The sequence below is a fragment of the Flagellimonas pacifica genome (genome assembly GCF_900215465.1).
Classification (GTDB): Bacteria; Bacteroidota; Bacteroidia; order Flavobacteriales; family Flavobacteriaceae; genus Flagellimonas; species Flagellimonas pacifica.
The window spans coordinates 106,352-126,534 of record NZ_OBEH01000006.1; the positions used below are offsets into that span (position 1 = coordinate 106,352).

General features: G+C 36.8%; 19 protein-coding genes. 10 read left to right on the plus strand and 9 right to left on the minus strand.

Going from position 1 to position 20,183, the window contains the following annotated elements:
* Positions 1-52: 52 nt before the first annotated feature.
* Positions 53-1,000: a sensor histidine kinase gene (locus CRO15_RS16705; RefSeq protein WP_243397007.1), complete on the plus strand. Its 948-nt coding sequence runs from the start codon at positions 53-55 to the stop codon at positions 998-1,000.
* On the plus strand, positions 997-1,722 hold the full coding sequence (locus CRO15_RS16710; protein ID WP_097047001.1) for a LytR/AlgR family response regulator transcription factor: 726 nt from the start codon (positions 997-999) through the stop codon (positions 1,720-1,722). The genes CRO15_RS16705 and CRO15_RS16710 overlap by 4 nt, the downstream gene beginning before the upstream one ends.
* A 64-nt stretch (positions 1,723-1,786) precedes the next feature.
* Here CRO15_RS16710 and CRO15_RS16715 read toward each other — a convergent pair whose 3' ends face one another.
* The 6 genes from CRO15_RS16715 to CRO15_RS16740 all read right to left on the minus strand — a co-directional run bounded on the left by CRO15_RS16715 (position 1,787) and on the right by CRO15_RS16740 (position 9,265).
* Positions 1,787-2,161, minus strand: coding sequence for a DoxX family membrane protein (locus CRO15_RS16715; RefSeq protein WP_097047002.1), 375 nt, complete (start codon positions 2,159-2,161; stop codon positions 1,787-1,789).
* 93 nt (positions 2,162-2,254) lie between these two features.
* On the minus strand, positions 2,255-3,040 hold the full coding sequence (locus CRO15_RS16720; RefSeq protein ID WP_097047003.1) for an SDR family oxidoreductase: 786 nt from the start codon (positions 3,038-3,040) through the stop codon (positions 2,255-2,257).
* Position 3,041: 1 nt separating this feature from the next.
* On the minus strand, positions 3,042-3,353 hold the full coding sequence (locus CRO15_RS16725; protein ID WP_097047004.1) for a cupin domain-containing protein: 312 nt from the start codon (positions 3,351-3,353) through the stop codon (positions 3,042-3,044).
* A 71-nt stretch (positions 3,354-3,424) separates the two neighbouring features.
* On the minus strand, positions 3,425-5,497 hold the full coding sequence (locus CRO15_RS16730; protein WP_097047005.1) for an OmpA family protein: 2,073 nt from the start codon (positions 5,495-5,497) through the stop codon (positions 3,425-3,427).
* 3 nt (positions 5,498-5,500) lie between these two features.
* A complete protein-coding gene (locus CRO15_RS16735; protein ID WP_097047006.1) occupies positions 5,501-6,436 on the minus strand; it encodes a PorP/SprF family type IX secretion system membrane protein in 936 nt (311 codons plus the stop codon).
* A 12-nt stretch (positions 6,437-6,448) separates the two neighbouring features.
* Positions 6,449-9,265, minus strand: a complete 2,817-nt coding sequence (locus CRO15_RS16740; RefSeq protein ID WP_207763935.1) for a gliding motility-associated C-terminal domain-containing protein — start codon at positions 9,263-9,265, stop codon at positions 6,449-6,451.
* Between the two features lie 375 nt (positions 9,266-9,640).
* Here CRO15_RS16740 and CRO15_RS16745 point away from each other — a divergent pair, with 375 nt between their 5' ends.
* The gene (locus CRO15_RS16745; protein WP_097047008.1) at positions 9,641-10,996 is read left to right on the plus strand and encodes a UDP-N-acetylmuramate--L-alanine ligase; all 1,356 of its coding nucleotides are present in this window, start codon (positions 9,641-9,643) and stop codon (positions 10,994-10,996) included.
* A 135-nt stretch (positions 10,997-11,131) separates the two neighbouring features.
* On the opposite strand, the gene CRO15_RS16750 is transcribed toward CRO15_RS16745, so the two are convergent.
* Entirely contained in the window at positions 11,132-11,581 is a 450-nt protein-coding gene (locus CRO15_RS16750; RefSeq protein WP_097047009.1) for a DUF1569 domain-containing protein, read from the minus strand.
* A 56-nt stretch (positions 11,582-11,637) separates the two neighbouring features.
* On the opposite strand from CRO15_RS16750, the gene radC reads away from it, so the two are divergent.
* The 6 genes from radC to CRO15_RS16780 all read left to right on the plus strand — a co-directional run bounded on the left by radC (position 11,638) and on the right by CRO15_RS16780 (position 17,249).
* Positions 11,638-12,336: a RadC family protein gene (gene radC, locus CRO15_RS16755; protein ID WP_097047010.1), complete on the plus strand. Its 699-nt coding sequence runs from the start codon at positions 11,638-11,640 to the stop codon at positions 12,334-12,336.
* Positions 12,337-12,349: 13 nt separating this feature from the next.
* Positions 12,350-13,645, plus strand: a complete 1,296-nt coding sequence (locus CRO15_RS16760; RefSeq protein ID WP_097047011.1) for a polysaccharide deacetylase family protein — start codon at positions 12,350-12,352, stop codon at positions 13,643-13,645.
* Positions 13,638-14,327, plus strand: a complete 690-nt coding sequence (locus CRO15_RS16765; RefSeq protein ID WP_097047012.1) for a YjjG family noncanonical pyrimidine nucleotidase — start codon at positions 13,638-13,640, stop codon at positions 14,325-14,327. The genes CRO15_RS16760 and CRO15_RS16765 overlap by 8 nt, the downstream gene beginning before the upstream one ends.
* Before the next feature lie 58 nt (positions 14,328-14,385).
* Positions 14,386-14,937: a hypothetical protein gene (locus CRO15_RS16770; protein ID WP_097047013.1), complete on the plus strand. Its 552-nt coding sequence runs from the start codon at positions 14,386-14,388 to the stop codon at positions 14,935-14,937.
* On the plus strand, positions 14,934-16,388 hold the full coding sequence (locus CRO15_RS16775) for a DUF5723 family protein (protein ID WP_097047014.1): 1,455 nt from the start codon (positions 14,934-14,936) through the stop codon (positions 16,386-16,388). Before CRO15_RS16770 ends, CRO15_RS16775 begins: the two co-directional genes overlap by 4 nt.
* A gap of 66 nt (positions 16,389-16,454) precedes the next feature.
* Positions 16,455-17,249, plus strand: a complete 795-nt coding sequence (locus CRO15_RS16780) for a hypothetical protein (RefSeq protein ID WP_133067269.1) — start codon at positions 16,455-16,457, stop codon at positions 17,247-17,249.
* Here CRO15_RS16780 and CRO15_RS16785 read toward each other — a convergent pair.
* Positions 17,246-18,523 (minus strand): replication-associated recombination protein A, encoded by a 1,278-nt coding sequence (locus CRO15_RS16785; RefSeq protein WP_097047016.1) that lies wholly within the window; start codon positions 18,521-18,523, stop codon positions 17,246-17,248. The genes CRO15_RS16780 and CRO15_RS16785 overlap by 4 nt on opposite strands.
* 135 nt (positions 18,524-18,658) lie before the next feature.
* Here CRO15_RS16785 and CRO15_RS16790 point away from each other — a divergent pair, with 135 nt between their 5' ends.
* Positions 18,659-19,390: a rhomboid family intramembrane serine protease gene (locus CRO15_RS16790; protein WP_097047017.1), complete on the plus strand. Its 732-nt coding sequence runs from the start codon at positions 18,659-18,661 to the stop codon at positions 19,388-19,390.
* Positions 19,391-19,393: 3 nt separating this feature from the next.
* Here the strand turns inward: CRO15_RS16790 and rlmB are convergent, their stop codons facing one another.
* Positions 19,394-20,131, minus strand: coding sequence for a 23S rRNA (guanosine(2251)-2'-O)-methyltransferase RlmB (gene rlmB, locus CRO15_RS16795; protein ID WP_097047018.1), 738 nt, complete (start codon positions 20,129-20,131; stop codon positions 19,394-19,396).
* Between the last annotated feature and the right edge of the window lie 52 nt (positions 20,132-20,183).

A 20,183-nucleotide genomic window follows, 5' to 3' on the forward strand; every position in this document is an offset into this window, starting at 1 on the left:
GGGTTTTATTAACTCCTTTTCAATTTTTGCCCTGCAGAAAATAAGTGTTGAAATGATTGTGTATTCCATAGTGGTGGGGACTTTCATTGGCGTGCTTTCTACTTCTTTGGTACGCTGGTATTTAAAAAGAAGTATTCGGTTCGATTCTTTTGGTTTTGCGGAATTCTTAAAAGTAGCAGCCTCATTTTTTGTAGGTGCAGGGTTGTTTGGGGTGCTAAATTACTTTTTTGGTTATGTATATAGGGAGTTTGGTCCAGAACTTACAGGGGCCGAAATGCAGATGTTTCAATATTATGACAAGGTATGGATTCAAATAATGAATGCTTTTTTCCTGATTGGGGCATGGACCGTTACCTATCTTGTTATTAAGTTGCTACTTAAGCTTAACAGGGATCGTATAGAACGATTGGAACTGAATACTCATCTAAAACAAGCTCAACTTAATACGCTAAAAGGGCAGATTAATCCTCATTTCATGTTTAACAGTCTTAATAATATTAGAGGATTAATGCTGGAGGATGTGGATAAGTCTCGTGAAATGTTGACCAAACTTTCTGAAATTCTTAGGTATTCTTTGACCAAAAACAATATAAATGCTATTTCGGTAGAGGAAGAGTTGGAGATGGTGGACAATTATATCGATTTATCAAAAATTCAGTTTGAAGACAGGTTGGAGTTTGTTAAGGAAGTGGGGCAAAGTACTCTGACACTTCAAATACCTCCCATGATTATTCAGCTGTTGGTTGAAAATGCAACAAAACATGGAATTTCAAACTTAAAAAAGGGAGGCAGGATAGTTTTGAATATAAAACAAGAAGGAGAGCTTCTTGTAATTGAAGTGAGGAATACCGGAAAACTTCAAATAGGAAAAAGTACAACCCAGTTGGGACTTAAAAACATTCGGCAGCGATTAAAACTGTTGTATGCAGATAATGCATCCTTTAAATTGAACGAGATTGCTGGGGAGGTTGTGGCTCATATAAAAATTCCGTTGACATGAAAATCAGGGCGGTAATTGTTGAAGATTCCAGATTGGCCAGAAATGAGTTAAAGGAACTTATAAAAAAACACGAGGAGATTGAGCTTGCAGGTGAGGCAGAGAATGTGGATATGGGATTTGAACTCATACAAAAAATGAATCCTGATTTGTTGTTTTTGGATATAAATATGCCGGAAAAAGATGGTTTTGAGCTTTTGGAAATGCTGGATGAGGTTCCCATTACTGTCTTTACCACTGCTTTTGATGAATATGCAATCAAATCTTTTGAGTACAATGCTCTGGATTATTTGCTAAAGCCCATAAACGAAAAACGTTTTGCCATGGCTTTAGAAAAAGTAAAATTGCAGATAAATGGAGGTGAGGAAGAAAAGGTCACTACCGAAAAACTATCAGAGAAAAGTCAAATCTTCATAAAAGATGGGGAAGCCTGTTGGTTGGTTAAGATTGGGGATATTTCACATTTTGAGATTGTTGGAAATTATACCAGGGTGTTTTTTGAAGAGAAAAAACCTTTATTGTACAAATCCCTTAACCAAGTAGAAGAAAAACTTCCGAAACAATCTTTTTTTAGGGCAAATAGACAACAAATTGTCAATACAAATTTTATTGAAAACGTAGTTCCGTGGTTCAATGGTAAACTAAAGTTGCAAATGAAAAATGGAGATGAAATAGAAGTGTCCAGAAGACAATCTTACATCTTCAAGGACAAAATGAGTTTATAATCAAAAAACGAAAGCTTTGGATATGAAAAGGCCTTCTTTAAAGAAGGCCTTTTTTTAATTGCTTTTAAGCTCTCAGTATTTCTTTATATCGGTCTTTATATCCAATAAGGACCACAATATTCAAAATGATAAGTATTAAAGCTCCCATGATTTCAGCGGGATGCAATGTGGCATGAAATAGCACCGCATTTACTGAAATACTCATCAAAATAAGGGCCATCAAGGCTCCATATTTGTTTAAGATGAAGGAAAGTCCGGCCAAAATTTCAATGACCCCAACAATTTTCAGGACTTGGGTTGGTCCAACGCCAGCAAAATAGTTCATAGCGGCTTCAGGCATTTCACCAAATTCGAGAAATCCAAAGAATTTATTCAATCCAAAAAAGAGGACAAACAATCCCAATAAGATTCGGGCAACCAGAAAAACTTTTGAATTCATAAGGTTAATTGTTATTGGTTAAGCAATAAAATTAACTAAAAATTATGAATTTGATAATTTAAGTATTTGATTTTGTGTATTTTGAAAAAAAACTTACAAAGATTTTAATAATCCACCATCAATGGGAATGTTGGTTCCAGTGATATATCCGGCCTGCTCTGAGGCCAAAAAGACAACCAAAAATCCATATTCCGAAGGGTCTCCAATTCGCTTCATGGGCACCTGCGCTTCCATGGCTTCTCGTACCTCCGAAACTGGAATTTCCATTTTTTTGGCCTTTTTGGTGTTCAGTTGGGCAATTCTATCTGTATCAAAATACCCCGTAAGCACATTATTGATGGTAATTCCATCCTTGGCCACATCAAAAGCTAGACTTTTGGCCCAAGTCACTACAGCAGCTCTTATGGAATTGGAAAGCGCCAGATAACTTAAAGGCTCCTTTACTGAAATGGATGCAACATTAATGATCCGTCCCCACTTCTTTTCTTGCATATGTTTAAGTGCCATTTCTGTGGTGAAGACAACTGATTTAAACAATAGATCAAAGGCTTTTTGATAATCTTCAACACTTTTTTCCAGTGCCCCACCTGCTTCCGGTCCTTGTGTGTTGTTGACAAGAATATCGATGGAATTTTGCTTAAAAAAAGAAGCTATTTTTGTTTTGAATGCTCCAAAATTGGAAAAATCAACGTCCAAATATTGATGTTTTTGTCCATTGTCCGTTGGCAATTGAGAAATAATGGCCTTCATTTTCTTCTCGTTTCTCGCCATTAGCGTTACAGTAGCACCGCTTTTCGCCAATTGTTGGGCAATGGCTTCACCTATACCTTTACTACTGCCCCCAACTAGGGCCCTTTTTCCCTGTAGTGATATATTCATGCTATTTATATTCTTCCCTAACCGGACTAAAAATATCCATTAATTTGCAAGCAGTCAATGCTTTTCCTTTATGCGGAACATTGGAGGGAATCACAACGACATCTCCAGGACAGTGAATTGTTGTTTTTCCTCCAACGGTAAATTCAAAAGTGCCTTCTAAAACATGCATAATCTGTTCATGCACATGATGGTGTTCTGGTACTTCCGCACCTTTTTCAACATCCCAAAAGGCCCAGGTCATATTTTTTCCATGTACCATTTTTCCATGATAACCAGGCATGATTTCTTTGGATGGAATTTCGGATAGGTTCATAAGCCAAATATTTATTGTAAAATAATAATAAATAATAGGGGAATGATTTTTTTTAGAGGCATTTTATTAGGTCAATCCCATTTTACAATGACAAATTCGCATCTTCTGTTCCATTCATGGTCTTCCTCAGCACAATCATTTTCGGTTTTGCACTCAACTAAAGGGCGAGATTCCCCATAGCCATTGGCTATTATTCTTTTTTTGGAGATGCCATTTTTTATCAAATAGTCTTTAACAACATCTGCCCTTTTTTGTGAAAGCCGTTTGTTATAATTTTTATCGCCACGAATGTCAGTGTGGGTTCCAATTTCAATTGTAATCCCCGGATTCTGCTTCATTATTTGTATTACAACTTTCAACCGTTCCCTAGATTCTCTTCGGAGATACCACAAGCTGTAATCAAAATGAATTTCCTGGGTTTTGATTAAAGTGCGGTTTTTTTCTTTCACTAAGGCATTTTCTTGCTGTATGATGTCATTGATTTTTGCTTTTCTTGCTTTTTTGGTTTCTTCTTTGACTTGTTTTTCCTTTGCCAATTGAATTTCTCTTTCTTTTTGCTCTTTTTCTTCTAGCTGCTTTTTAATTTCTAATAGGGATAACAATGTAAGTGAACCATCAAAAGTTTTTTTCCGCTCTTTTGTGGTCATAAGGGTTTTACTATTTTCTTTATATCCTTTGTGATTTCCCACGATTGTAAAAGCTGAATTGCAATTTATGTTGAAGTTAAAGGTGGCATTATTGTCTGTAAATACTTCTTTGAGGATTTGACCTTTGCTATTAATTAGATGGACGATCCCGTTCGGGATAGGTTGTTTGGTAATCTGGTCGGTGAGTGTGCCAGAAACAAACTGGTGGCAATCTTCAATAATAAGCGGTTTTGTTTCGACAAAAGAATAGATGTCATCACTTCCTTTTCCATTTGGTCTGTTTGATGAAAAATACCCTTTTTTTTCCGAGCTAAAAGAGATTGAAAAGTCATCATACCCGCTATTTATTGGTAATCCTAGATTGTCTGGCTTTTTAAAGCTTCCAGATTCATTGATTGAAACAAAAATGTCCAATAGCCCAAAGCCTGGATGCCCATTGGAGGCAAAATATAAGTTGTCTTCCAAATCCAAAAAAGGAAATTGTTCTTTTTTAGAAGTGTTTATGGTAGCTCCTAAGTTAGTGGGATTTCCGTAAAGACCGTTTGGCAATATGTTTACGCTGTAAAGATCAAATGAGCCATAACCACCTGGACGGTCTGATGAAAAATAAAGTTTTGTCTCATCTTTGTTGATTGTAGGATGCTCGGTCGAAAATTTATCACTATTGAAAGCTAGCTCTAAAATGTTTCCCCATTCCGTACCTGTCCATTCGGCTTTATAAATCTTTAGATTTACAATCTTTTTTGCATCCGTTTTCTTTTTGCCCCTTATAAAATTATTGCGAGTAAAATAGATGGTCTTTCTGTCTTTGGTAATAGCAAAGGTACCTTCGTGCATTTTGGTGTTGATTTGTCCTTGAAGCCCTTTGCTTGGATAATCACGTTGATCTATTTTATTCATTGGGTGTGAATAAATATCCAGATAACTTTGGTTGTTCCACCGATATATTTTTTTTATCGATGAGTTTTTTTTGTTTGCGGAGGTATAGATTAGATTGGAATCTATCTGAATAGCCCCAAATTCTGAAGCACTTGAGTTGAGGGGTAAGTTTTTTATGATAAATCGATTGCCGATTGCACCGACGTTTTCCAGGTATTTAGTGTCTTGCATCAATTTTTGGAATGCAAGCGTGTCTCCCAATCGCGAATAGTAATCTTTTAATGTTTCTTTGGCTTCATTGTATTTGCCCAAAGCTTTTAAAGATTGGGTAAGGTTAAAATAGTCAACCTCTTCTACATTTGGACCATATTTTGTGGTAAGGGTTTTGTACCATCTTGCGGCGGACTGCATATTAAAGGTGTTATAATATGATTCCGCCAAATTTTTTAAAACCCTTTTGCTTTTGTTATCTAAGATCAATTGTTCGTATAATGGTATGGCATCACTGTAAAAGGCCCTTTCAAAATAATTGTTTGCGCGTTGTTCTATTCCTACTTGGGCATAAGTTGAGTAAGGCAGACCAATACTAAAGATGAAAAGAAAAAATATAGTTCTCATGTTTTAATAGAATCTAGGGGATTTGTCATATCCTTTTTTTAAGCCCAATAGGTCTAGGTTAAAAAGAGCAAAAATTTCGTGTGAACCGGCACTGAACTGGCCTAAATTGGACAAAGTATAGTCGTAGGCATAACCTATTCGAATATTTGGGATGACCGATATGTTGAACATGGCACTCACTGCATCTTCCAATCTATAAGATAGTCCACCTTCAAACTTGTTATTGAACAAGGCATTGAGGGATACATCCAAGGAAATGGGCGAACCTTTTACCATTTTTGCCATGATGGAAGGTTTTATCTTTAAAGTTGGATTTAATGTATAAACGTACCCAGAAGTAAAGAACAGATGTATTTCTTCAGAGCCAATTCTATTTATCCCGTTTTGGTTATCAAGGTGTTTTGATGTAAGCAAGTTGGGAGCTGATATGCCGGCATAAAAATCTGCCCTGTTATAAAAAGCACCAATTCCAACATTGGGGAAAATACTGTTCAGGTTTTCATTAAAGGCAATATCATTTTGAAACTCTGGCAGAACAAAATCTTGAAAGTTTGTTTCAAAAGTGGTAATCCCCCCTTTAAGCCCCAAAGCAAGGTTACTTTTAGTAGTTAGTTTTAGTATATATGCAAAATCGGCATATATGTTATTTTCCTTTAGTACGCCATCACCAATATTGTCTGAAATAAATGATAATCCCGTTTCAATCTTATTGCTCAATGTGGCATGGGAAAAAAAGGTCAGCGTTTTAGGAGCTCCTTCTACATTTTTCCACTGTGACCGATAGAGTGTGCCAAAATTTATCATTCCTTTTTCATTGGTCGTATATGCGGGATTGATAGTACTCATATTGTACATATACTGGGTGTACTGGGGGTCTTGTTGTGAATTTGCTCCAAATATGCTCAGGAAGAATAGGAGGGCGATCGGTATTCTTTTCATGGTTTTACTTATTTATCGGTTGAGATAAAGTCTACCTTGTTTTGGATTGTAGCCTTCCTTGTTGAATGTTACAATGTAGAAGTATATGCCATTGGGAGCAGCACTGCTTCCAATTTCTGAGCCATCCCAAGCTAGATTGTCCATGTCTCCTTTGAAAAGTGAATTTCCATATCTATTGAAGATTTCCAGCGTAAAGTCTGGAAAGATTATTTCAATATTAGGTATAAAGAAGGTGTCGTTTTTTCCATCATTGTTTGGGGAGAATCCATCAGGTATAAAAAAACCATATTCTTCTGGCACGCAATTATTCAGGTCAACTGTTACGGGCACTCTATTTGAATTGATGCAACCAGAATCAATGTCATAACTTTGGGCGTAGTAAGTAGAATTATCTTTCAAGAGGTCTGAGGCTGATAATGGCTCACCACCTTCTACAACATCAAACCATTCTATCCTACCATCAATTGTAATTTCTGTGTTTATCAGTTCATTTACGGTTGGATTGTCCAAGCCACAAATGTGAAGTTCATTCCTTTTTAAATTGGGTAAAGGCGGGTTTATAATATTCGGAATAATCTCCAATCGTGTTTCACTTTCACAAAATCCATTTAATTGCTCTGTGGCAAAGTATGATTGTCCATCTACAAGAATTTCATTGGAATCCAACATGGTTCCGCCCAAATGAGAGGAATACCAAATAATGCTCCCTTCATTTGAGGAAACAACATTTAAATCTGCAAGGGTGGGGTTTTCTGAACCACATAGAACGAGATTGGTATTGGTTGTCGTAGGAGTGTTGGTCATTAACAATGTAACCTGCACCCTTGTTCGTTGTTGGCTTACACAATTGTTATCTGGATTTGTACTTGAAATATAATAGTCTTCACCGTTAACCAAAGGGGTGGTAATGGTTAGCACTGCATTGTCTGTATTGGATTCGAAAAATGAAATGTCACCGGAAGCATTGACCGAAATGTCTTCCAATGTGGGAGTGCCATTGTTCAGGCAAAACGATTGTTGAGTAGGGGCTTCAATAATTTCTGGGATTCCTCCAATCGCAAAATTCTCTTGTATTTCAAATTCAAATTGCAGCCTGCATGGAGTAGTATCATTTTGAAAGCTTTTTAAAATCACGCTATAGTCACCATCTGGAAGGTTAGCTATATCTATTTCATACTCTGCCATTCCACCTATGAAATTGATTGAATTGTCAATTAATGTTGTTTGTGAGATTTGCTCAATGACTTCATAGTCTATGGTGTAGCTTCCATCGGTAAGTGTTGGGGCATCAACAAATACATCAACAGATGTTGCGTTGCAATTATTATCCACTATAACTTGTAGGTCTATGTTTTCAGGTTCTGGGATTACTTGAAAACCTGTGGCTATTGCACAGTCAATACCGAAGCTATTCCCAATAGAAATATCTATGGTATATGCTCCTGAAACTCCAGTATTTGGAGCAGAGATGTTGAATGATGCAGATCCATCGACAAAATTTATGTTTGCTATGGAGGAATTTGTTATTGAATTTTCAGGATTGGTCAATGTGTAATCGATGGAATGGGATCCATTGGCCAAGGTTCCAAAGGTGTTCAAAATGTTCGTCAATTGAACTGTTACATCAGTATTGAGACAGATGCTTTCGGCTGAGGCCGATGGACTTGATACCATAAAACTTACCTGTTGTACCATAATCTCATCACAGACATCCTGTTCAGGCATTGTACCTTGAATTCCGATGATATCCAATTGCACAATTTCATTAATGGGAACTACAACAGGAGAAACACTAAAAACGCCAATACCATTATTTAGGTCAATGCTCGTTACAATATCCTGTACGCCTTCAGAACTATTAACACGATATTCCAGTTGATACAGACCAGCTGGCAGCAAGGAATCGCCATAATTCAGCGTGACTCCATAGTCAGTTCCTGAGCAATAGTTTGTAGCTTCCATATTTCCACTTAACACAGGTAGTATAATTATGGAGACCATGGTCAGGGACTCTGAACAAACAGGATGTGTTGGTAAAACTGAATAGGTGAAATTATAGCTGCCATAACCAAAGTTATTGTTGATTTCCTGTACGTTTATTGTGTGGTCCGCAATGTTGTCAATTTGGTTGGTACTTTCTTCCGTCCATTCGCCATTAGGGTCTTCTCCTAGAAGTAGATCATTTAAATCTAGGTTGATGTAACCTGATAAGTCATCAGTGGTACATACCACAAAATTTTGTGGTATTCCCGAATCAGGTGCTGGATGCACCTCCAAGAAAACAGTCGATTGTTTACTCGGACAAATATCTACCGCAGGAACGGTGTAGGTAAATTTGTACTCCCCAGGGCCTGCCATTTCTGCATTAAAAAAGTTTTCGTTTAATAGTCCGGTTTCTGTATCTGGGTCTTCCTCCCAAATACCGTTAAAATCAGGGACCTGATCATCTATTTGACTTCCCAAAAAAGAAAAAAGATTAACTGTAGAATCACCACAAGCATTGGCACTTCCATCTGTATTGTCTTGTCCGGCATAACCACCCAAAGTAATGATAACAGTTGCAGACTCGTTACAATCATTGTTTGTATACGTAAACTGGTGTTCCCCAAAATAATTTATTTTCCAGAGATCAACTATTCCAGAATTTGTGTCAAGAGCATCTAAATTGGCAGAGTTTGTTGTTGACCATGTACCACCAGGGTCTGGTGTTCCATTCAGATTGGCAAATAAATTATAAGTTCTGTTTAAAATATTATCATATTTATCACAAATTGTGATATTGTTGTCCTCTCCCGCACATTGTGAAAACACAGGTTCCATACAAGCCATAAAAAAAAGACTGGCAATACAATAAACTTTAAAGTTTATTGTATTGCGCCCTAAAAGGAAAAGGACATACTGTAACATATTTTTTGCATATGTTATGTCTATTCGTCATTAGGGGTAATTGAAGAAAAGACAATTGATAAATAAATCTAAAAACACTTACTACGGGGTTGTAATAAGATGATATATCGAGGTTGAAGGCTGCAAATCTAATGATTATTTTTTACAAACAAATAATAGGTTCTGGGCTATGTATTTGTAATTATAGCTAAAAAAGAATACTAGTGTCTAATGGTAGAAATGCTGTCTACATATGGGGAAATTCTATGCTAGAAGTTTGTGGTCTATGGTTATCTTTATCCCAAAGTTATTTTTTTGATGAAAATCCATTTTATAGCCATAGGTGGAAGTGCGATGCACAACTTGGCTTTGGCCTTAGAACATAAAGGATATGCCATTACGGGAAGTGATGATGTTATTTTTGAACCCTCCAAGGGTAGATTGGAAACCAAAGGTCTACTTCCCGTGGAATTTGGCTGGTTTCCTGAAAAAATTCATACCGATTTGGATGCTGTGATCTTGGGTATGCATGCAAAACCTGATAATCCTGAATTGCTCAGAGCACAGGAACTAGGATTGAAAATCTATTCCTACCCGGAGTTTTTGTACGAGCAGTCCAAATACAAAACAAGAGTGGTTATTGGAGGTAGCCATGGGAAAACGACTATTACCTCTATGATTCTTCATGTTTTGGCATATCATGACATTGCCGTAGATTATATGGTCGGTGCTCAGTTGGAAGGTTTTGACCGAATGGTACATCTCACAGAAGAAAATGATTTTATTGTTTTGGAAGGAGATGAATATCTTTCATCACCAATTGATAGGAGGCCTAAATTTCATCTATACCAGCCTAATATTGCTCTTATGAGCGGTATAGCATGGGACCACATCAATGTTTTTCCCACGTTTGAAAATTATGTGGAACAGTTCCAGGTTTTTGTAGATGGAATTGTTCGCGGAGGTTCCATTACTTATAATGAGGAGGATATAGAAGTGAAAAAAGTTGTGGAAGCTTCGGAGAATGCCATCCGTAAGTTTCCATATTCTACCCCTGACCATCGTGTTGAAAATGGTATTACCTTGTTGGATACACCAGAAGGAGAAATGCCTATTGAAGTTTTTGGTAAGCACAATTTGAACAATTTGGCTGGGGCTAAATGGATTTGCCAAAATATGGGCGTCGACGAAGCTGATTTTTATGAAGCAATTGCTACTTTTAAAGGTGCTTCAAAACGATTGGAAAAGATTGCGGAAGGAACAAACAAAGTTGCGTTTAAAGATTTTGCCCATTCACCAAGTAAGGTGAAAGCAACTGCCGAAGCTGTTAAAGAGCAGTATCCCGATAGGAAATTGATAGCTTGCCTAGAATTGCATACCTATAGTAGCCTAAATGCAGAATTCCTAAAGGAATATGATGGAGCGCTGAATGCAGCAGACGAAGCGGTGGTGTTCTATTCTCCAGATGCGGTTAAGATCAAACAATTGGATGAGGTGACGGAAAAACAGATTGCGGAAGCATTGAAAAGAGAGGATGCTCAAATTTTTACTGAACCAACAGCTTTTCAAGAATACCTTTTTGCAAAGGATTTTGATAATTCCGCACTATTATTAATGAGCTCTGGGAATTATGGAGGGTTAGATTTTGATAGCGTGAAGGAGTTATTCCATTAAAATGTTCTAGAAAGGGTGGTCGGATGGTTTTTTAGATTGAGCGTAGCCGAAATCTAATTGTTGAATTTCTTTTTGTTGTACTTTCAAAAGTGTTTGTACAGAATCTGTATGATGTTGCTGTTCATTTAATCTAGATCAAACCCCAAATTGCCTCAAATGATGGTCTAAATGTTTGTACTGCATTTGCCCCCATTGTTCATGGGTAAAAACTCCAAAGGCTGGATGAGGCTCCCAAGTTTTTCTATTTTTTTCTTGGTGAAAATCATTAATGAGATCGACTAAAGTTTCTTTTTCTGGCTCAAAATTCTTCCTATCCAAAACTTTAAAAGGTTTTGCGGTGGGCATATTTGGCTTCCATGGTTTATTATCGTACATACCTTTCTTAAAACTTTTGAACAACAGTTTCATGATAAGGCTTGGTTTTTTCATTTCATACCTGCCTAAAGCCAGACTTAAGGGGAATTGACAGTGGTGGAGCATTTGGCCTACTTCCATCTTGCCCCATAAACCTTTGGAAGATTCATTTAAACCTTCAATACGGGTCAAAACTTCGTAATGTGTTTCAGTTTCAAAAAGTGATTTCATTCAATGAATAAATTGGAAATGAAATTTACATAATTTTATTCTCCTATATTTAGGCCATGCAAGAAAAAGTGGTTTCCTTTTCTATAAAGAATTGGGCAGATGACGATAAACCAAGAGAAAAATTGGTGCAGAAAGGACGTTCTGTGCTTTCTGACGCAGAGTTGGTAGCTATTTTAATTGGGTCAGGTAATAGGAAAGAAAGTGCGGTGGAACTATCCAAGCGTATTCTTGCATCTGTCAATCATAACTTAAATGAACTTGGCAAACTATCCATTGCCCAATTAATGCAGTTTAAAGGTATTGGAGAAGCTAAAGCAGTATCAATTGCTGCTGCCCTTGAGGTAGGCAGACGAAGAAGAGGGGAAGATGTGGGAAAAATATCTAAAATATCCAGCAGTAAAGATGGGTTTGAACTGCTGTATCCGCTTATGGGCGAATTGGAACATGAAGAGTTTTGGATAGTTTACCTGAACAATTCCAACAAAGTGATCCATAAATCACAACTGAGCAAAGGAGGCATAACGGGTACTCTGGTAGATGTAAGGTTGGTCATGAAACAAGCTCTGGAGCTTGGGGCGGTAGGAATTATTTTGGCCCACAATCATCCATCTGGCGCTATGAAGCCCAGTGCTGCCGATAAACATATTACTAGAAAATTACAAAAAGCAGGAGAAGCTTTGGATATTAAAGTACTGGATCATTTAATATTGACCCAGCACAATTATATGAGTTTTGCCGACAAGGGAATACTTTAGCTAAAACCAAGAAATGTTACTGATATTTACCCATAAGATTACAAATAGGCTGACCTATACGGCTAGGCAGCTTTTTGAAAAGATTTTGGGTATTGAAATTTCTTTTACGACCAAGGTTGAGGATTTTATTAGGCATACAGGCCCAAAAATGACTTATTCTAAGCAACCATTGCAAAATGAATTTTTTATCAGGAGCAACGACCTTTTGTTTGAACAGGGCATCAATGATCTTGATATTAAGGTCTTGGACTGGGATGGTGTTCCTTGTTTTTTTTCGTGTGGTGAAAAAAGCTCAATACCCTATGATATTTTTTCTGCTAGCTTTTTTCTTTTGAGCAGGTATGAAGAATATCTTCCGCATGTAAAAGATAGTGTGGGCAGATTTCCTGCCAAAGAAAGCATAGCTTACCAAAACAATTTTTTGGATCTTCCTGTTGTAGATCTATGGGCATATAAGTTGTTATTGGCATTAAAGGAGCGTTTCCCGGACATACAAGATGTCAAAAAAAACTATTCCTTCACATCTATAGTAAATGTTACCACTTCACACTGTTATGCTTTGCGTGGATTTGCACGAAGTTTGGGAGGTTTCTTTTTGGAGTTGGGAAATTTCAAGTTTAAGAGTATGGTGAAGCGAATCTCTGTACTGCTAGGAATTAAAAAGGACCCTTATGATAATTTTTACCAATTGATAGAAATTCATAAAAAATTTCCGATAAAGAGCATGTTTTTCTTTCAGTTCGCCAAGTACTCTGCGCATGACAAGAACGTTTCTCCAAACAATAATAAGTTTGGATATCTCATAAAATCCGTTGCTGATTATAGTATAGTTTCTCTGAGCACTTCCTTTTTGTCTTCAACAAATAAAGCGGTTTTAAAAGAAGAAAAGAAATTGTTGGGCAACTTGATCAATAGGCCAATAAACAATTCTAGGCTTCGATATAACCGGGTTAATGTTCCTAGTACCTACCGTAATCTTATTGAAACAGAATTCACCGATGATTTTTCAATGGGATACACCCATGAAATTGGGTTTAGAGCTGGCACTTGTACACCATTTCATTTTTATGATATAAATATGGAGGTGAGGCAACCCCTAAAGGTCCATCCTTTTGCAGTTCATGATTATGCCTTGTTGGACTATAAAAATAGGAATGAAGTTTTTGAGGTCATGGATAGAGTCTATAGACAGGTGAAACAGGTAAATGGTACTTTGATTACAGTTTTTTCTAATGAATTGTTGGGAAGTGACCATAAAGTTAACTGGATGGAACTATACCAATCATTTTTAAAGCGGTACTATGTTTAACGGGCAGATTTCAGATATTTTCTTTGATTTGGACCATACACTCTGGGATTTTGATAGAAACTCTGAACTCACTTTTGATAAAATATTAAAGGACAATCAGATAAATGTTGTTCTCAAAGATTTTTTGGAAGTCTATATGCCTATAAATCTAGAGTTCTGGAAACTATATAGGGAAAATAAGATTGATAAGGCCGAACTTCGTTTTCAAAGATTGAGACGTACCTTTGATGCTATTGGGACAACAGTTTCGGATAAATTAATAAATGTTTTGGCAGATGAGTATATTGAGCATTTATCATCTTTTACCCATCTAATGGATCATACCGTTGAGGTTTTGGAATACCTCGCCCCAAAATATAAACTACATATCATTACCAATGGATTTCAAGAGATCCAAGAGAAAAAACTTAAAGGTTCAAATATTCATGGATATTTTGACCAGATAATTGATTCTGAAATAGCAGGAGTAAAAAAACCACACCCCTATATTTTTGAACTGGCATTGAATAAAGCCAATGTGGCTCCACAAAACTCATTGATGATTGGTGATAGCCTTGAAGCAGATATTATTGGTGCTAAATCGGCAGGGCTTCATACACTTCACTTTAATGCCCATAAAGAATCACCACATGAATTTTGTACGATCATAGACAGTCTTATTGAAATAAAAAGCATTTTATAGAGTTATAATAGGGTAAAGCCAGCCTCATTTGTTGTAATACAAAATGCTTTGTGAACCTATGAAAAAATTGCTTTTTAACCTCCTATCGCAGGCTTTGGTTTTTATAATGCTTTGGTCCTGTTCTGAAAAACAGGATTTTAGCCAGTTTGATGATTTAAGTGTCACACCTACCATTGCTTCCAGTATTCTCTATCTAGAATCAGATGAAGCGTTCATTAATACATTGAGCGCATTTGGATTATTTTATTCAAAGACCATAGCTTTTGAAGCTTTCAGTGAACAATATGTTGCTAAACGAGTGTTAGAAGGAAAAATTATCTATGAGTTTGAGAATACTACTAGTAAAAGATTGAATATCACTGTTGAGTTTATGGACGAAGGTGGAAATGTGCTGGATACGGAATCTTTCGACATTGAACCGGGAACTACAAATGCCCAAATTACAGAAACAACTTATGGTCCTGGAGGTAAAAGCCTCGATATTTTAACAAACACCAACAGTTTAAGGATCATAGGAAACAATTTGAGTGATGCAACTAGTGTTTCTTCTGCATCAGAACCCAAGGTAATAATGCGCTCGGCCGCTGAATTTTTATTTCGATTAAAATGAGGATAGGTCAATTATTTTTGTTTGCCACGTTTTTTGGGGTTGCTTCACTATGGTCCCAAAACAAACAATTGCTATATGATTTTAATGAAATTCCACAATCACTATCTGTAAACCCAGGAGTTAAGACCTTGCAGAAATGGCATGCAGGAGTACCATTGATTTCAGGATTGGCTTTTCAGGCAGGAACAAGTGGAGTCACTGTGAATGACCTTTTTGCCGATGATGGAATTGACTTTACTACAAAAGTCAGAGAGCGCTTGTTGGATGCAATGAGCAGAAAGGATGATTTTAGTACTACTAGTCAGATAGAAGGGTTTAATGTGGGTTTTAGGGGCAGGAACAGACCTGATGACTATTACTCCTTTGGAATGTATGGAGAAACGGATATCATTACCTATTGGCCAAAAGATTTAGCTATTTTGGCATTTGAAGGGAATGGTGGAGATAATATTGGAAGAAGTTTCAATTTAGGTGACCTTAGTGTTAGGGGAGAAATGGTCAATGTGTTCCATTTTGGAATAAATAGGAAAGTAAGCAATACACTTACGGTAGGGGCCAGGGCAAAAATATACTCTAGCATTTTTCAGTTTGAATCTACAGGGAATTCTGGATCTTTTAGTACAACCCAAGGTCAGGACAACATCTATACCAACACAATTGTGGCAGATATGGAGCTTAGGACTTCAGGAGTTGAGGGTATTGCGGATATTTTGGAAGAAGATACAGGTACAACACAAAAGGATATAACCAGCTTATTTACTAAAAGAGTACTGCTGGGGGGTAATTTAGGATTGGGTCTTGATGCTGGATTTACCTATCAGTTGAATCCACAGACAACTATAACAGGAAGCATATTGGATGTTGGTTTTATCTATAACTCTAAAGATGTGAAAAATTATACATTGAAGGGGAGTGTCACAAATGAGGGTTTGACCATAATCTTACCGGAAGATATTAATGATTTGGGAAATGACCTATGGCAAGATTTGATAGATGAAATTGAGGAATCCCTACCATATGAAGAGAACGAATCCGGTTATATCTCATTCCGCCCGGTAAAGGCATATGGCTCTATCCGATATGATTTTGGACAGGGCGGATCTTCTAATGAAGACTGTGCTTGCCCAATTAATATAGATGGAGGGCAAAACAGTGATTTTTATAGGAATAGTGTGGGAGGCCAACTTTTCTTTATGAAAAGACCAAGGGGTATACAAGCCGCTTTGACTGGTTTTTATCAAAAAAGATTGGGAAGGGCAATGTCCTTAAAAACAACATATACTATAGATAAATATTCGCTTACAAATATTGGTTTAGGGCTTAATTTCCAAGCTGGCCCTGTCAACTTCTATATCTTGGGAGATAATCTTTTGGGATATAAAAATATTGCGGACAGTCATTATGCTTCTTTACAGTTTGGATTTAATATCATATCTTGGAACGATAATTGATTATCTATCCACATGAGACTTAAATTGATATTTTCTTTGATATTTACCATTGGTTTGAGCTATACTATGAGTAGTCAACTTAATGATTATAAGTATATTATAGTTCCAAAGAAGTTTGATGCATTTAAAACTGAAAACAGACACCAGACCAGTACAATGGTAAAACACCTTTTTAACCAGAATGGTTTTACTGCTGTCTATGAAGATGCTTTGCCAGATGATTTAATTAACAATAGGTGTTTAGGACTTTTGGTTAACCTTGAGGATACTTCTTCGCTTTTTAGTACAAAAACGGCTTTGATATTGAAGGATTGTCAGTCAATTGAGATTTTTAGGACCACAGAAGGTAAAAGTAAAATAAAAGAATATAAGGGCGCATATAGAGAAGCCATTAATGAAGCTTTTGTTTCTATTAAAGGATTAGATTATAAATATGTCCCTAAAAAAGAAGAGGTTAAAGAAGTAGGGCAAGAACAGCCAATAACAGTCAGCTTTAAAGATGATGTAAAATCATTGGATCAAGAAAAATCTGAAAAAATTGTGGTACAAGAGGCCACTACTGAAAATCAAACCTTCAAAAGTGTAAAACCAGTACCCTCATCCATACAAAGAGCAGAAAATGTAGGGAAAGAATCCGTTGTTTCCCGTTTGTTGTATGCTCAACCTATTGAAAATGGATACCAATTGGTAGATAGTACCCCTAAAGTTGTACTGAAAATAGTGGAAACCTCGGTAGAAAACATCTTCCTTGTGGATTTTAAAGGAAAAAATGGAGTTGTTTTCAAAAAAGAGGATAAATGGTTTTTGGAATACACCGAAAATGGCGAGAAAAAGTTAGAAGAGCTTAATATTAAGTTCTAAAACTTATATTTATCCTTCCATCTATTTTTAAGAAATTCCCCCATAGCCTTTTCCCTAGGGTTGTTACCAGGTTTGTAAAAAGTTGTTCCGGAAAGTTCTTCAGGTAAAAATTCAAAATCTACAAAGTTGTTTTCATGGTCATGGGCATAATTGTAGCCTTTGCCATATCCTAGATCTTTCATCAGTTTAGTTGGGGCATTTCTGATTGGAATTGGTACGGACAAATCTCCAGTTTCCTTTACTTTTTGTTGCGCATTTTTGATGGCCACATAACTAGCGTTACTTTTAGGAGAACTAGCCAAATAGGTAGCACACTGACTTAGAATTATACGAGCTTCGGGATATCCTATGGTATTTACCGCCTGAAAAGAGGTGTTGGCCATAACTAAAGCCGTTGGATTGGCGTTACCAATATCTTCAGAGGCCAAAATGACCATTCTCCGTGCTATGAATTTTACATCTTCGCCACCTTCGATCATACGAGCTAACCAGTATACCGCAGCGTTGGGATCACTTCCTCTTATAGATTTGATAAAAGCAGAAATAATATCATAATGCTGCTCTCCTGTCTTATCATAAAGCACTGTGTTCTTCTGAACTTTACTTAGGACCAAATCATTGGTTATTGTGACCTCTTCAAGATTTTCTGAGTTAATGATGAGTTCAAAAATATTAAGGAGTTTTCTGCCATCACCTCCAGAAAGTCGTAATAGCGCCTCAGTTTCCTTTAAGATTATTTTTTTTGACTTTAAGAAATCATCAGTAAGTATTGCCCTATTTAAAAGGTTTTCCAAATCGCCTTTGTTGAAGGGATTCAATACATATACTTGGCATCTTGATAAAAGTGCCGGAATAACCTCAAAACTGGGGTTTTCGGTAGTGGCACCAATTAGGGTAACCCACCCTTTTTCTACTGCTCCTAACAAAGAATCTTGCTGCGATTTACTAAAACGGTGTATTTCATCAATAAATAGAATTGGGTTTTTGGCTGTAAAAAGACCACCACTTTGTTTGGCTTTTTCAATTACCTCTCTTACATCTTTAACACCGCTGCTTATAGCACTAAGGGTATAAAACGGTCTTTGACTTTCATTGGCAATAATATTCGCCAAAGTGGTCTTGCCTGTTCCTGGTGGCCCCCATAAGATCAAAGATGGAATAATCCCCTTTTTTATTTGATGGGTCAAGGAGCCTTGCTCACCAACTAAATGGTTCTGGCTTATATAATCTTCAAGAGTTTTAGGACGAATCCGTTCCGCTAGAGGCTCATTCATGAAGATAAAAATAAGATAATTTTAAAGGATGTAAGTTTCAATTTGATAGACTTAATTTTTGTAAGCAAAGCTGGATAAACATGACAATTTGTGTAAATTCATCCTACTGGCTGGATAATTGCCATATAAATTAACATGACAGAAAACGATCATTTTAAGTTTTCCTATGGAATGTTGCTTGTTCCATTGCTGGCGGTACTTTCTATTTGGACGGTTTTTTGGATTGAAGTTCAATTTGGAGTTAATTTTAATGATTATGGTATTTACCCCAGAAGACTCTCTGGGATAAGAGGTGTTCTATTTAGTCCATTTATTCATGGATCTGTGGAGCATTTGTACAATAACACTATTCCATTAGCTGTTTTAACGGGCTTTCTCTTTTATTTCTACAGGCAGGTAGCTTGGAGAACATTGTTTCTTGGGCTCATTGTTTCGGGATTATTGACATGGGTGATAGGTAGGCCATCATACCATATCGGTGCCAGTGGAATAATTTACGTTTTGGCCAGCTTCATTTTCTTTAAAGGAGTTTTTGCCAAGCATTTTAGGTTGATAGCCCTTTCTTTGATCGTTGTTTTTATTTATGGCAGTATGATATGGTATATCTTCCCCATAGAGGAGGGGATATCTTGGGAAGGACATCTTTCTGGTTTCTTGACGGGATTTTTGTTGGCATTGATGATAAAGGTTAGAGTGCCCAATGAAAAAAAATATGAATGGGAGAAGGAAGATTACGATGAAGAAGAAGATGCTTTTTTAAAACATTTTGATGAGGACGGAAATTTTATTGAAAACAATCATCTGGTTGAAGAAGGAGATAAAAACATCAAAATCACATATCACTATAAAAAAGAAGAAGATAAATAGTGTTTAACCTATCCGCTGACGCACCACTTCGTAAAGAAATACTCCACAAGCTACGGAGACATTTAAAGAGCCTATTTCTCCCAATAACGGAAGTTTTGCTTTATAATCTACTAGATTGAGGATGGAAGGGGAAATACCCTTGTCTTCGGCTCCCATGACAATAGCACAGGGTTGGTTGAAATTTATGCCATAGATTGCTGTTTGAGACTTTTCCGTAGCTGCAATAATTTTAATGTCCGATGACTGTAGGTAAAAAATAGCATCTTTCAAATGATCAACTTTTGCAATGGGAATCTTAAACGCTGCACCGGCCGAAGTTTTTACCGTATCATCTGTAATGGGTGCTGCACCACTCTTTGGAACAATAATTCCATCTACGCCACAACACTCTGCGGTCCTAATGATTGCTCCAAAATTTCGGACATCGGAAACTTGATCCAAAAGTAGAAAAAAGGGCGCTTTGTCTTTTTCAAGTACCTGCTCTACTAAACTTTCAAAACTATGAAACGGCACTGGGGAAATATTGGCTACCGCTCCTTGATGGTTGTTTTTGGTCAACCTGTTCAACTTTTCAATTGGTACGTACGAACAACTTAAACCATTTTTTCTAATGGCTGTTTCCAACTCTTTGAAAAGTTCGCCGCCCAATCCTTTCTGAAGGAATATTTTATTTATGGGCTGTTCGGCGTTAATTGCTTCAAGCACAGCACGAATTCCATAGATTTGAGTATTACTTTGCATTATGGCCTATAAAATAAAAGCCACTTGAATATTTCAAATGGCTTTTAGTATG